This is a genomic window from Trujillonella endophytica, assembly GCF_900110555.1.
In the GTDB taxonomy this organism is placed as follows: Bacteria; Actinomycetota; Actinomycetes; order Mycobacteriales; family Geodermatophilaceae; genus Trujillonella; species Trujillonella endophytica.
This window is the reverse complement of the sequence record NZ_FOEE01000003.1, coordinates 228,589-241,045: the sequence shown is the minus strand read 5'-3', so window position 1 is coordinate 241,045 and position 12,457 is coordinate 228,589. Positions and strand designations below refer to the sequence as shown.

The 12,457-nt window shown below is 74.4% G+C and carries 11 protein-coding genes; 1 reads left to right on the top strand and 10 read right to left on the bottom strand.

What is annotated here, in order from left to right; genetic code table 11:
* Positions 1-31: 31 nt before the first annotated feature.
* The 6 genes from BMY88_RS06435 to BMY88_RS06410 form a co-directional block, all read right to left on the bottom strand.
* A complete protein-coding gene (locus tag BMY88_RS06435; protein WP_091941317.1) occupies positions 32-1,312 on the bottom strand; it encodes a thymidine phosphorylase in 1,281 nt (426 codons plus the stop codon).
* Positions 1,309-1,722, bottom strand: a complete 414-nt coding sequence (locus BMY88_RS06430) for a cytidine deaminase (protein WP_211435520.1) — start codon at positions 1,720-1,722, stop codon at positions 1,309-1,311. The genes BMY88_RS06435 and BMY88_RS06430 overlap by 4 nt, the downstream gene beginning before the upstream one ends.
* Positions 1,723-1,748: 26 nt before the next feature.
* Positions 1,749-3,023 carry an ABC transporter permease gene (locus BMY88_RS06425; RefSeq protein WP_211435519.1) on the bottom strand — a complete coding sequence of 425 codons (1,275 nt, stop codon included), beginning with the start codon at positions 3,021-3,023 and terminating at the stop codon, positions 1,749-1,751.
* Positions 3,020-4,237 carry an ABC transporter permease gene (locus BMY88_RS06420; protein ID WP_244524488.1) on the bottom strand — a complete coding sequence of 406 codons (1,218 nt, stop codon included), beginning with the start codon at positions 4,235-4,237 and terminating at the stop codon, positions 3,020-3,022. The genes BMY88_RS06425 and BMY88_RS06420 overlap by 4 nt, the downstream gene beginning before the upstream one ends.
* On the bottom strand, positions 4,234-5,808 hold the full coding sequence (locus tag BMY88_RS06415; protein WP_091941313.1) for an ABC transporter ATP-binding protein: 1,575 nt from the start codon (positions 5,806-5,808) through the stop codon (positions 4,234-4,236). Before BMY88_RS06415 ends, BMY88_RS06420 begins: the two co-directional genes overlap by 4 nt.
* A gap of 241 nt (positions 5,809-6,049) precedes the next feature.
* Positions 6,050-7,111, bottom strand: coding sequence for a BMP family lipoprotein (locus tag BMY88_RS06410; RefSeq protein ID WP_091941311.1), 1,062 nt, complete (start codon positions 7,109-7,111; stop codon positions 6,050-6,052).
* Between the two features lie 266 nt (positions 7,112-7,377).
* Here BMY88_RS06410 and BMY88_RS06405 point away from each other — a divergent pair, with 266 nt between their 5' ends.
* A complete protein-coding gene (locus BMY88_RS06405; RefSeq protein ID WP_244524487.1) occupies positions 7,378-8,676 on the top strand; it encodes a D-alanyl-D-alanine carboxypeptidase family protein in 1,299 nt (432 codons plus the stop codon).
* Here BMY88_RS06405 and BMY88_RS06400 read toward each other — a convergent pair.
* The 4 genes from BMY88_RS06400 to hisC form a co-directional block, all read right to left on the bottom strand.
* Positions 8,579-9,580, bottom strand: a complete 1,002-nt coding sequence (locus BMY88_RS06400) for a YihY/virulence factor BrkB family protein (protein ID WP_091941307.1) — start codon at positions 9,578-9,580, stop codon at positions 8,579-8,581. The genes BMY88_RS06405 and BMY88_RS06400 overlap by 98 nt on opposite strands.
* Positions 9,581-9,604: 24 nt before the next feature.
* On the bottom strand, positions 9,605-10,177 hold the full coding sequence (locus tag BMY88_RS06395) for a 2'-5' RNA ligase family protein (RefSeq protein WP_091941305.1): 573 nt from the start codon (positions 10,175-10,177) through the stop codon (positions 9,605-9,607).
* Positions 10,178-10,188: 11 nt separating this feature from the next.
* On the bottom strand, positions 10,189-11,202 hold the full coding sequence (gene trpS, locus BMY88_RS06390) for a tryptophan--tRNA ligase (protein WP_244524486.1): 1,014 nt from the start codon (positions 11,200-11,202) through the stop codon (positions 10,189-10,191).
* Positions 11,203-11,305: 103 nt separating this feature from the next.
* On the bottom strand, positions 11,306-12,433 hold the full coding sequence (gene hisC, locus BMY88_RS06385; RefSeq protein WP_091941302.1) for a histidinol-phosphate transaminase: 1,128 nt from the start codon (positions 12,431-12,433) through the stop codon (positions 11,306-11,308).
* Between the last annotated feature and the right edge of the window lie 24 nt (positions 12,434-12,457).

The following is a 12,457-nucleotide window of genomic DNA, read 5'->3' as shown; positions in this document are numbered from 1 at the left end:
CGGCCACTCGCAGGGCGGCTCCCGTCGAGCGTCAGGCGGTGATGCGGTCGAGAACCAGCGGCAGCGGGCGGTCGTCGGTGTCGACGCCGACGGCGCCCTCCAGCGCCTCCAGGGCCCGCGGGATCCGGGCGGCGTCGTCGGTGTGCAGCTCCAGCAGCGGCTGGCCGGCGGTCACCGTCTCCCCCACCGCCGCCGTCCAGGTCACGCCGGCGGCGGCCGACACCGGGTCCTCCTTGCGGGCCCGGCCGGCGCCCAGCCGCCAGGCGGCGACGCCGAGCGCGTAGGCGTCCAGCCGGGTCAGGGTGCCGGTGGCCGGCGCGGTCACCACGTGCCGCTCGGCCGGCCGGGGCAGGGGCGCGTCGGGATCCCCGCCCTGCGCGGCGATCATCGACCGCCACACGTCCATGGCGCGGCCGCTCGCCAGCACGTCGGCGGGGTCGACGTCGTCCCGGCCGGCGCCGGCCAGCATCTCCCGGGCCAGCGCCAGGGTGAGCTCGACGACGTCGGCCGGCCCGCCCCCGGCGAGCACCTCCACCGACTCGGCGACCTCCACGGCGTTGCCCGCGGCCCGGCCGAGCGGGCGGTCCATCGCGGTCACCAGCGCGACGGTGCGCACCCCGGCCGCCTCGCCCAGCCCCACCATCGTCCGCGCCAGCTCGCGGGAGGACTCCGGGTCCTTCATGAACGCCCCGGAGCCGGTCTTCACGTCCAGCACGAGCGCGTCGGCGCCCTCGGCGATCTTCTTGCTCATGATCGAGCTGGCGATCAGCGGGATCGACTCCACGGTGCCGGTGACGTCGCGCAGCGCGTACAGCTTCTTGTCCGCCGGGGCCAGGTCCTCGCCCGCGGCGCAGATGACGGCGCCCACCTCCCGCAGCTGGCGCAGGTAGGCGTCCTCGCGCACGTCGGCCCGCCAGCCGGGGATGGCCTCGAGCTTGTCCAGCGTGCCGCCGGTGTGCCCGAGCCCGCGGCCGGACAGCTGCGGGACGGCCACCCCGCAGGCGGCGACGAGCGGAGCCAGCGGCAACGTGATCTTGTCGCCGACGCCGCCCGTCGAGTGCTTGTCGGCGGTCGGCCGGCCCAGCGAGGAGAGGTCCTTGCGCTCGCCGGAGTCGATCATCGCCTGCGTCCAGGCGGCGAGCTCGGCCGGTGACATGCCGCGGAAGAACACCGCCATGAGCAGCGCGCTCATCTGCTCGTCGGGCACCTGCCCGGCCGTGTAGGCGCCGATCACCCAGCGGATCTGATCGCCGGTGAGCTCGGCGCCGTCCCGCTTCGCCCGCAGGACGTCGATGGCATCGAAGGCGCTCACCGCTCGGCCGCCTTCACCAGGTCCTCGGGACCGAACGCGTCCGGCAGCACCTCGCGCATCGGCACGATCCCCAGGGAGACGGTCTCGATGAGCATGTCGGCGCCGCCGTGCTCCCACAGCAGCTGGCGGCAGCGCCCGCAGGGCATCAGCGGCTGCCCGTCCCCGCCGACGCACGCGACGGCGACCAGCCGGCCACCCCCGGTGCGGGCCAGGTCGCTGACCATCCCGCACTCGGCGCACAGGGCCAGGCCGTAGGAGGCGTTCTCCACGTTGCAGCCGGTCACCACGCGCCCGTCGTCCACCAGCCCGGCCACCCCGACGGGGAAGCGCGAGTACGGCGCGTACGCGTGGGTCATGGCCTCCCGCGCCGCGGCGCGCAGCCCGTCCCAGTCGACCTGCACTGCGCCCACGGTTCGCTCGCGCGCCTGTCCGCTCACTAGTTCTCCCCTCGTCGCCAGACCAGACCGTCGGCCTTGGGCATCTGCAACCGCTGGCTGGCCAGCGAGAGCACCAGCAGCGTGATGAGGTGCGGGGTGAAGGACAGCAGGCTGCCGTCGGGCTCCTCGATGGTCAGGTAGCCGGTCACCGCGATCGCGGCGAAGACCAGCGCCACCCCGGCCCGGACCAGCTGCCGCCTGATCGCCTGGTAGACGGCGACGCCCAGAAGGAGGAACGCCAGCACCAGCAGCAGCGCGACCACCGCGGTCTCGCTGCGCACCGAGAGGGCGTCGGAGTAGCCGAACAGGCCCGCGCCGGCCGCCAGGCCGCCCGGCCGCCAGTTGCCGAAGATCAGCGCGGCGAGGCCGATGAACCCGCGACCGTCGGTCTGCCCCTCCCGGTAGATGTCGGCGTAGTAGACCAGCGCCACGCCGCCGAGCCCGGCCAGGGCACCGGAGATCACCACCGCGATGTACTTGAACCGGTAGACCGGCACCCCGAGGGAGTCGGCCGCGGTGGGGTTCTCGCCGCACGAACGCAGGCGCAGCCCGAACGAGGTCCGCCACAGCAGGAAGAACGACAGCGGGATCAGGAGCACGACGCCGACGGTGAACCAGCTGATGTCGGTCACCAGGCCGCCCAGCACGCCGGCGGCATCGCTGACGAGGAACCAGTGGCGCTCCTCCACGTGCCGCAGCCCCTCGGAGAGCAGGGGGACCGTGAACTCCGGCGCGTCCCCCTTCATCGGCGGGGACTGTGCTGGTCCGCCGCCGGTGTCCTCGTCGTAGAGCAGCTCCGAGAGGAACCGGACGACGCCCGCGGCGAGGATGTTGATCGCGACGCCGGAGACGACGTGGTCGACCCCGAACGTGACCGTCGTGACGGCGTGCAGCAGCCCCCCGACCGCGCCCAGGACCAGCCCGCCCACCAGTGCGCCCTGCCAGCCCCACTGGTAGCCGGCCCAGCCGGCGCCCCACGTGCCGAGGATCATCATCCCCTCGAGCCCGATGTTGACCACGCCCGCGCGCTCGGAGAAGAGCCCCCCGAGGGCCGCCAGCCCGATGGGCACCGCAAGGCCCAGGGCGAGGGAGATCGTCGGCGCCGCGGTCAGCCGCTCCTCACCCGAGATGACCCGGGCCAGGCTGAAGAGCAGCATCAGGCCCAGCGCCATCCACGCGGCCCGGCGGGCCGGCCCGCCGCCGAGGAACAGCTCCGCCATCGCGGAGCGGGGAGGCGGCGTGCCCGCTCCCTTGGTCAGCTGGACGGCGGTCATGCCCGCGGCTCCGTGGTCTCCGGCAGCGTCGCGCCGACGCGCTGCGTTCCGTCCGGTCCGTTCCCCGGGGCACTGCCGCTTCCGGGGTCTGGGGGTGCGCCCGTGACCGCCGCGGCCTCCCGCTCGGCCGAGCGGCGCGCCAGCCGGCGGGCGACCTCGTTGGCGATCACGACGCTGAGCACGATCGTGCCCTGGATGATCGTGACGACCGACGACGGGATGTCGATGGACTGCAGCGGCAGGGCCGCCCGGTCGAGGAACGCGAACAGCAGCGCGGCGACGGCGATGCCGAGCGGGTTGTTGCGCCCCAGCAGGGCGACGGCGATCCCCGTGAAGCCCAGCCCGGCCGTGAACTCGGTGCTGTAGACGTACGTCGACCCGAGCAGCTGCGGGAGGCCGACCAGGCCCGCGACGGCGCCCGACAGCAGCATCGCCTTGACGGTCATCGTCCGGGCGTTGACCCCGCTCGCGCTCGCGGCCGACGGGGAGAGGCCGGTGGCCCGCAGGTCGAAGCCGAACCGCGTCCGCGCGAGCAGCACGGCGACGAGGACCCCGACCACGAGGGCGATGACCAGGAACCCGAAGAGTTCCGACCGCGGCTCGGCCAGTCCCAGCCCGGTGAGCAGACCCGTCAGCGGCGGGACGTGCGCCGACTCCGGCAGCGGCGTCGTCGAGACGATCGACGCCGTCTCCGCGCTGCCGCGGAAGGGCCCGACGACCAGGTACGCGGCCAGCCCCAGCGCGATCGCGTTGAGCATGATCGAGCTGATCACCTCGCTCACGCCCCGGGTGACCTTGAGGACGGCGGCGATCCCGGCCCACCCGGCGCCGACGGCCATCGCGACGACGATCACGAACAGCACGTGCAGCGGCGCCGGCAGGACGACGGCCGCGCCCGCCGCGGCGGCCACCAGGGTAGCGAGGCGGTACTGGCCCTCGACGCCGATGTTGAACAGCCCCATCCGGAAGGCGATCGACACGGCGAGGCCGGACAGGAACAGCGGGATCGCCCGGTTGAAGATGACGACGATCGACTGCACCTCAGCCCTGGGCGTCTCCCCCAGGTCGACCATGACCTCCAGCGCCTCGAGCGGGTCCTCCCCGATCAGCGCGATCACGACCGCCGAGATCGCCATCGCCACGGCCACCGCGATGGCGGGCCCGAGCAGGGACAGGCCGACCCGCCGCAGCGTCGCGACCACCCGGCCGCTCACGCCGCGTCCTCCGCGGTGCGCGCCCCGGTCATGTACCCCCCGAGGTCCTCGGGCGTCACCCCGTCCGGGTCGAGCCTGGCCACCAGCCGCCCGCGCAGCATGACGTGCAGGGAGTCCGACAGCCCGATCAGCTCGTCCAGGTCGGCCGAGATGAGCACGATGCCCAGGCCCTCGCGGCGGGCCGCCTTCAGCAGGCCCCAGATCACGGCCTGCGCGCCGACGTCGACGCCGCGCGTGGGGTGGGCGGCGACGAGCAGCCGGGGCCCGGCGCTCATCTCCCGGCCGACGATCAACTTCTGCTGGTTGCCGCCGGACAGGGCCACGGCCAGGGTGTCCGGGCCGGGGGCGCGCACGTCGTACTGCTGCATGATCCGCTCGGTGTCCGCCCGCGCCGACCGCCGGTCGATGAACCAGCCCTTCGCGGCCGGCGGACGGGTCTGGTGACCGAGGACCCGGTTCTCCCACAGCGGGGCCTCGAGGAGCATGCCCTGGCGGTGCCGGTCCTCGGGGATGAACCCGATGCCGGCCTCGCGCCGGGCCCGGGTGGACCACGTGGTGATGTCGTCGCCCAGGAACGAGACGGTTCCGCCGGAGAGCGGGCGCAGCCCCATGATCGCGTCGACGAGCTCGGCCTGGCCGTTTCCCTCGACCCCGGCGATGCCCACGACCTCGCCCTCGCGGACGGTGAGGGACACGTCCTCCACCGGGGCCCGCCCACCGATACCGGCCACCGTCACCGAGGAGAGGGTCAGCACGGGGGTCTCCCGGACCGTCGAGGTCCGCGTCTCCGGCGTCGGCAGCTCGCTGCCGACCATCATCTCGGCGAGCTGCCTGGTGCTGGTCGTCCGCGGGTCGGCCGAGCCGACCGTGGTCCCCCGGCGGATGACGGTGATCGAGTCGGCGACGCGGCGGACCTCGTCGAGCTTGTGGCTGATGAAGATGACCGTGAGCCCCTCGCGCTTGAGCTCGGCGAGGTTGCCGAACAGCTCGTCGACCTCCTGCGGCACCAGGACGGCCGTCGGCTCGTCCAGGATCAGGATCCGGGCGTTGCGGTAGAGCACCTTGGCGATCTCGACCCGCTGCCGGTCGCCCACCCCGAGGTCCTCGACGAGGGCGTCGGGGTCGAGGCCGAGGTTGTAGCGCTCGGAGATCTCCGTGATCCGGCGCCGCGCCGCGGCGCGGTCGAGCCGTCCGCCGCGCGTCGGCTCGCTGCCGAGGACGACGTTCTCCAGCACGGTGAAGTAGTCGGCCAGCATGAAGTGCTGGTGGACCATGCCGATGCCGGCGGCGATCGCGTCCGACGGGCTGCGGAAGGAGACCTCGCGCCCGTCGACGAGGATCTGTCCCTCGTCCGGCCGGTGCTCGCCGTAGAGGGTCTTCATCAGGGTCGACTTGCCGGCGCCGTTCTCCCCCACGATGGCGTGCACCTCGCCCCGGCGCACCCGGAGTTCGATGTCGCGATTGGCGACGACACCCGGGAACCGCTTGGTGATGCCCCGCAGCTCGACGGCCGGGGCGGCACTGCGCTCGCCCTCGCCCTCGTGCGCCGGCGGTCCACCCGGTGCGGCCATGGGCTCTCTCCCTCAGTGCGGCCCGCGGGTGTGCGGGCCGGTCGATTGTGGTCCCGGAGCCGCGGGATCACCACGGCACCCGAGAGCGGTGACGCCGGTCGGGGCCGGCACCGCCGCATGATGGCGCACCGTCCGGCCGATGCAGCCTGGAGGCGCCGGATCCGGACAGGCCGGCGGGCCCGGGGCATGTGCTCCCCCGGGCCCGCCGTCCGTGCTGGTGCCGTGCCTCGGCGCCCCTGGATCAGGGCGTCGTCGGGATCTCGATCTCGCCGTCGACGATCTGCTGGGTGTAGTCCGCGATCTGGGTCTGGATGTCGTCGATCTGCCCACCGGTGGTGGACAGGGCGATGCCCTCCGTCGACAGGTCGTTGAGGACGTCGGTCCCGCCCTGGACGTCACCGGCCTCGAACTCGGTGATGAACGCCTCCACCGCGTTGTCCACGCGCTTGAGCATCGACGTCATGATCACGGCCTTCTGGGCCTCGTCGTCGACGGTGTTGTACTGGTCGGAGTCCACGCCGATGGCGAGCTTCCCGGCCGTGACCGCCGCCGCGAAGACGCCGGTGCCCGACCCGCCGGCCGCGTGGAAGACGACCTCCGCGCCGTCGCCGTACATGACGTCGGCCAGGTCCTCGGCGCGGTCCGGGGCGTTGAACCCGGAGAAGTCACCGGCGGGGCTGATGTACTGCACGTCGATCCGGATGGCTGGGTTGACCGCGGTCGCCCCGGCGACGTAGCCGGCCTCGAACTTCTGGATCAGCGGGCTCTCGACGCCACCGATGAAGCCGATGTGCCCGGTCGGCGACTTCAGCGCAGCCGCGACGCCGGCGAGGAAGGACCCCTCCTCCTCGGCGAAGAGGAGGCCGGTGACGTTGTCGCCCTTGCTGGTCCCGTCGGGGAGCTCGTTGGCGCCGTCGACCTGCGCGAAGGTGGTGTCCGGGAAGTCCGCGGCCACCTCGGCGATGGTCTCGTCGTAGGCGAAGCCCACGGCGATCACCGGGTTGTAGCCCTGCTCGGCCAGGTTGGCCAGACCCTCGGCACGGTCGGAGCCGTCCTCGTTCGGGGTGAACTCCTGGACCTCACCGCCGAGCTGGTCGACGGCGGCCTGGGCGCCGGCATAGGCCGAGTCGTTGAACGACCGGTCACCGCGCCCGACGGCGTCGTAGGCGAGGCCGATCCTGAGCTCGCCGTCGCCGCCGCCGTTGCCGCCGTCGTCCCCGCCGTCGTCGTCACTGGCACAACCGACCAGCGCCAGGCTGCCGGCCAGCAGCAGCGCCGTGGCCCGGAGGCCTGTCTTCCCCATCCGCGCTCCGCGCACGACGTGTCTCCTCTGCTCGAGGGCGGCCCGGTGTCGCCGAGCCGGCCCGATGGGCTCGCCTGCCGCCACCGGCCCCGCCCGGTGGTGTCCCGGGTCGGCCGCTGGCGGCAATGCGGGAGAAGCTACTCGCGGGTACACCCCCTCCCGCGGCCCGGCGGCGGATAGAGACGCGATCGTTGCCTACGGCCCACCCGGTCGTGGGCCAGGTCACCCGCGCTCCCCGGACGGGCGGGGCACTAGCGTCGGAACTCGTGCGGACGGGCGCGGGACGGCGGCTGGCCGGGGCGGTGCTCGCCCTGGCGGTGGTGCTGATCGGCGGCGCCGGGCCCGGGCTGGCCGAGCCGGCGCGGCCGACGGTCGACCGCGGCGCGCCCACCCCGACGGCCCCCTACCCCGGGCGGCCGCCGCAGGGCAGCGCGCCGAACGGCGGCACGGTCGGCGGGGAGGGCCTGGACACCCGCGGGCTCGTGGTCGCCGACGGCACCCCGCCGCTGCCCGAGGGCATCGCGGCCCGCGGCTGGCTCGTCGCCGACGCGCTCTCCGGCGAGGTGCTCGCCGCCCGGGACCCGCACGGCCGCTACTACCCCGCGAGCACGCTGAAGACGCTGACGCTGCTCACGCTCGCCCCGCGGCTGGACCCGGCGCAGGTGGTCGAGGGGACCGTCGAGGACGAGCAGGTCGAGGGCAGCCGGGTCGGGCTGGTCGCCGGCGGCCGGTACCCCGTGTCGCTGCTGTTCCTCGCCCTGGTCCTGCAGTCGGGCAACGACGCGGCCAACGCCCTCGCCCGGGCGGCCGGCGGGATCGACGCCACGCTGGCCGCGATGAACGCCACGGCCGAGGAGATCGGCGCGTTCGACACGGTCGCGGGGACGCCGTCGGGGCTGGACGTCGCCGGCCAGTCGTCGTCCCCCTACGACCTGGCCCTGGTGTTCCGCCGTCTGGTCGCCGATCCGGGCACGGCCGCCGTCCTCGCCACGCCGACCGCGCAGATGCCGCCGGTGGAGGGCCGGTCCCCCGGCTACCAGATCCAGAACCAGAACCCCCTCGCCGGCTACCTCGGCACCCTGGGAGGCAAGACGGGTTTCACCGACGCCGCGCGGCACACGTTCGTCACCGCCGCGGAGCGGGGCGGCCGCCGCCTGGTGGTCAGCGTCATGGACACGGAGAACGTGCCGCTGCGCGCGGCCGACCAGGCCGGCCTGCTGCTCGACTGGGGCTTCGCCACCGACCCGGCCACCGGCGGGGTGGGCCGGCTCGTGGACTCCGGCGCCGAGGAGCCGGCCGCGCCCGATCCGACGTCCGCCGCGCCCCCGCCCCCGGCGGACGCCCGCCCCGCCCGGACGGACGACGGCGACGACGGCCCGGGCTCCACCACCCTCGCCGTGGGGGTCGCGCTGGCGGTGGCCGCCGCGGGCGTCGTCGTCGCGACGGTCGTCGGCCGGCGGCGCGCGGTCATCCGGACGGCGGGTCCTCCTCCAGCAGCGGCTCCGCCGGGCGGTCCTCCCGAGCCGGGGCCGCCGGAGGGAGCGTCGCCGTCCACGCGGCCGTGAAGAAGGCGAAGCGGAACACGATGTTGATCCAGACCAGGATGCCGACGGCACCCCCCAGCGCGGACGCCGTCACGCTCTCGTCGATCAGCGAGAGGTAGAAGCTGCCCAGCAGCTTCATGACCTCGAAGCCGGCGGCGCCGAACAGCGCTCCGGGCAGCAGCGCCGGGAGCCGGTGCGTCGTCCTCGGGACGACCTTCAGCAGCCACAGGAAGACGACCACGTCGGTGAGGAAGGCCAGCAGCAGGCCGACGACGGTGGTCAGCAGCGCCAGCCCGCCGACGTCCCCGAGGCCGAGGAGGTCCAGCGTCCAGGTGGAGGCCAGCGTCGCGACGCCGGTCAGGGCGAGGCTGAGCAGGGCGACCGCGCCGAGCAGGACGAGCGCCAGCAGGTCCTGCAGGTTGTCCCGCCAGAACTCCGGCTCGTCGACGCGGCCCTTCCAGATCTGCTCCATGCCGATCCGCAGCTTGTCCATGGCGCGCAGCCCCGCGTAGACGAACCCGACCAGGCCGATGACGCCGACGACGCCGGCCACACCGACGGCGCCCCGCAGCTCGTCGACGATGCCCTCGCCGGTCGCCCCGGGGAAGGCCTCGCCGATCGCGTCGTAGAGCTCGCGCTGCAGGAGGGCGTCGCCGGCGAGCACCAGCCCGATGACCGAGGCGGCCAGGAGGAGCACCGGGAAGAGCCCGAGGAACGTGAAGTAGGTGACGCCCGCGGCCAGCAGGTCGCCCTGGTGGCGCTGGTACCGCCCCCCGGCGCGGGCCAGATGGTCGAACCAGCGCCAGCGGGCGCGCAGCGCCCCGACGGCGCGCTCACCCCGCTGCCACGTCCGATCGCCCCACCCGGGCCGCTCCGGCGCGGCCGGCGGGGCGCCTGCCTCGGGGTGGGTACGGGTCGCGCTCACCGGCCCCAGTCTGGGGCCGGCCCGTCATCCGCGCGCGGGACCGCACAGGGGGTACTCGCGGGCGACGACCCACGCGCCGGACTCGGCCTGCTCGAACTCGGTGAAGTGGTCGACCCGGAACTCCGCGGAGAGGTCCGCCAGCGCGCTGTAGGCCAGGTCGAGCATGTCGGCCGAGACGTCGTGGGCGACGGTCACGTGCGGGTGGTACGGATAGGCCAGCGGGCGGGCGAGGGGCCCGGTGCGGACGTCGTTGGCGAGCAGCTCGCACGACCCGATGCCCCGGGCCACCGCGACGAAGACGACCTCGGAGACCGGCGAGAAGGTGCCGGTGCCCGACAGGTGCATGTCGAACGGCGGGTGCTGGCGGGCCACCGCGGCCAGGTGGTCGGTGACCGCCTGCCGCTGCGCGCCCGGCACCTCGGTGGGCGGCAGGAGCGTCACGTGCGGCGGGACCAGGCCGGCCTGCGGGTCGCCGCACTTGGCCCGCCAGTCGGTCAGCAGCTGCGCCCACGGCTCGGGTACGGCGACGACGACACCGAGGACCGTCGACTCCGCCCGTGCTCCGCGGCTGCGCGGCACGAACGTGTCGTCGTTCATCCGCCCGTGCGTCATGCGCGGGGCCCGGCCGGTGCGAGGAAGCCCACCCGGTCGTAGACGGTGGCCACGGTCGCGGCGGCGACCTCGCGGGCCCGGTGCGCGCCGGCGGCGAGCACCCGCTCCAGCTCCGCGCGGTCGTCGAGCAGCTCCTGCGTGCGCTCGCGGACCGGCGTCACGAACTCGACGACGACCTCGGCGAGCTCCTTCTTCAGGTCCCCGTAGCCGCGGCCGGCGAACTGCTCCTCCAGCGCGGCCACCGGGGTCCCGGACAGCGCGCTGTGGATCGCCAGGAGGTTGGTGACGCCGGGCTTGCCGACGGGGTCGGCGACGATCTCGCGCCCGGTGTCGGTGACCGCCGAGCGGATCTTCTTACTCGTCACCTTCGGGTCGTCGAGGAGCAGGATGCAGCCGGCCGGCGGCAGGCTCTTGCTCATCTTCTTCTCCGGCGACTGCAGGTCCATGATCCGCGCCCCGCCCGCCGGGATCAGCGTCTCCGGCACCGTGAGGGTGTCCCCGAAGCGCCCGTTGAAGCGGATCGCCAGGTCGCGGGTGAGTTCGAGGTGCTGCCGCTGGTCCTCGCCCACCGGCACCTGGTCGGCCCGGTAGACGAGGATGTCGGCGGCCTGCAGGACCGGGTAGGTGAACAGGCCGACGGACGCCCCGGCGGTGCCCTCCCGCTGGCTCTTGTCCTTGAACTGCGTCATCCGGCCGGCCTCGCCGAAGCCGGTCAGGCACTCCAGCACCCACGACAGCTGCACGTGCTCGGGCACGTGGCTCTGCACGAACAGGCTGCTGCGGGCCGGGTCGACGCCCAGGGCGATCAGCTGCGCCGCCGAGGCGAGGGTGTTGCGGCGGAGCTCGGCCGGATCCTGGGGCAGCGTGATCGCGTGCAGGTCGACGACGCAGTAGAAGGCCTCGGTCGTCTCCTGCAGGGCCACCCACTGCCGCAGCGCGCCCAGGTGGTTGCCGAGGTGGAACGAGCCCGCTGTCGGCTGGATGCCGGAGAGCACACGGGGCTGCGTCATGTGGGGCGGTGGCACATCGGCCATCAAACCAGCCCGCGGCCCGGCCCGGACCGCCCGTCCCGGGGACGGCGGCGAACCGCGAGGCCGCAGGCGACGAGGTCGCTCAGCCGCCCGGCGTGGCGGCGGCGCTCCGCTCGAGGGCCACCGCGTCCAGTGCGGCGAGCAGGACGTCGTCCTCGTCGGGCGCGCCGACGGTGATCCGGATGCCGTCCCCGGCGAAGGGGCGGGTGATCACGCCGCGCGCCTCCAGGGCGGCGGCGAGCTCCGCCGTCCGGTCGCCGGTGGGCAGCCACACGAAGTTCGCCTGGCTGTCGGCCACGTCGAATCCGCGCTCGCGCAGGGCCGCCGTGAGCCGGTCGCGCTCGGCGACGACGGCGGCCACGCGGCGCCGGACCTCGTCCTCGCTGGCCAGCGCCGCGACCGCGGCCGCCTGGGCGAGCACCGACACGCTGAATGGCACGTGCGTGCGGCGGACGGCGTCGGCGACCGCCGGGTCCTCGGCGACCAGGTAGCCCACCCGGAGGCCGGCCAGCCCCCAGGCCTTGGAGAACGTGCGCAGCACCGCCACGTTGGGCCGGCCGCGCATCAGCTCGATGCCGTCGGGCACGTCCGGGTCGGTGACGAACTCGCGGTAGGCCTCGTCGAGCACCACGAGCGTCTGCGCGGGCACCGCGTCGAGGAACCGCTCGAGCTCGACTCGGCGGACCGCGGTGCCGGTCGGGTTGTTGGGGTTGCAGACGAAGACCAGCCGGGTGGTCCCGTCGACCGCCGCGGCCAGCGCCTCGAGGTCGTGGGTGTCGGCAGGTCCGCCCTGGCGGCCGGACACCAGCGGCACCGCGATCGCCCGCGCACCGGCGACCTGGGCCAGCAGCGGGTACATCTCGAAGCTGCGCCACGCGAAGGCGATGGAGCTGCCCGGGTCGTTGAACGCCTGGGCCAGCTGCTGGCAGAGCATCACCGCGCCGCAGCCGGGGACCACCTGGGCCGGGTCGACGCCGTAGCGCTCCGCCAGCGCCGCGGTCAGCACGACGGCCCCGTTGTCGGGGTAGCGGTGGGTCTCGGCGGCGGCGGCGGCCAGCGCCTGGACGACGGCGGGCAGCGGCGGGAACGACACCTCGTTGCTGGCCAGCTTGACCGCGCGGGCCACCCCGAGCTCACGGGCCAGGTCCGCGGGGTTGCGCCCCGGCCGGTAGGCGGGCAGCGCCTGCACCGCGGGACGTGCGTCGACCACGTCGTCCGTCCTCCTCTGCGCCAC

Excerpts from the sequence above, each read along its gene's own strand:
- BMY88_RS06415 (WP_091941313.1), bottom strand. The coding sequence starts at position 5,808 with ATGGCCGCACCGGGTGGACCGCCGGCGCACGAGGGCGAGGGCGAGCGC.
- BMY88_RS06395 (WP_091941305.1), bottom strand. The coding sequence starts at position 10,177 with ATGAACGACGACACGTTCGTGCCGCGCAGCCGCGGAGCACGGGCGGAG.
- BMY88_RS06410 (WP_091941311.1), bottom strand. The coding sequence starts at position 7,111 with ATGGGGAAGACAGGCCTCCGGGCCACGGCGCTGCTGCTGGCCGGCAGC.
- trpS (WP_244524486.1), bottom strand. The coding sequence starts at position 11,202 with ATGACGCAGCCCCGTGTGCTCTCCGGCATCCAGCCGACAGCGGGCTCG.
- BMY88_RS06425 (WP_211435519.1), bottom strand. The coding sequence starts at position 3,023 with ATGACCGCCGTCCAGCTGACCAAGGGAGCGGGCACGCCGCCTCCCCGC.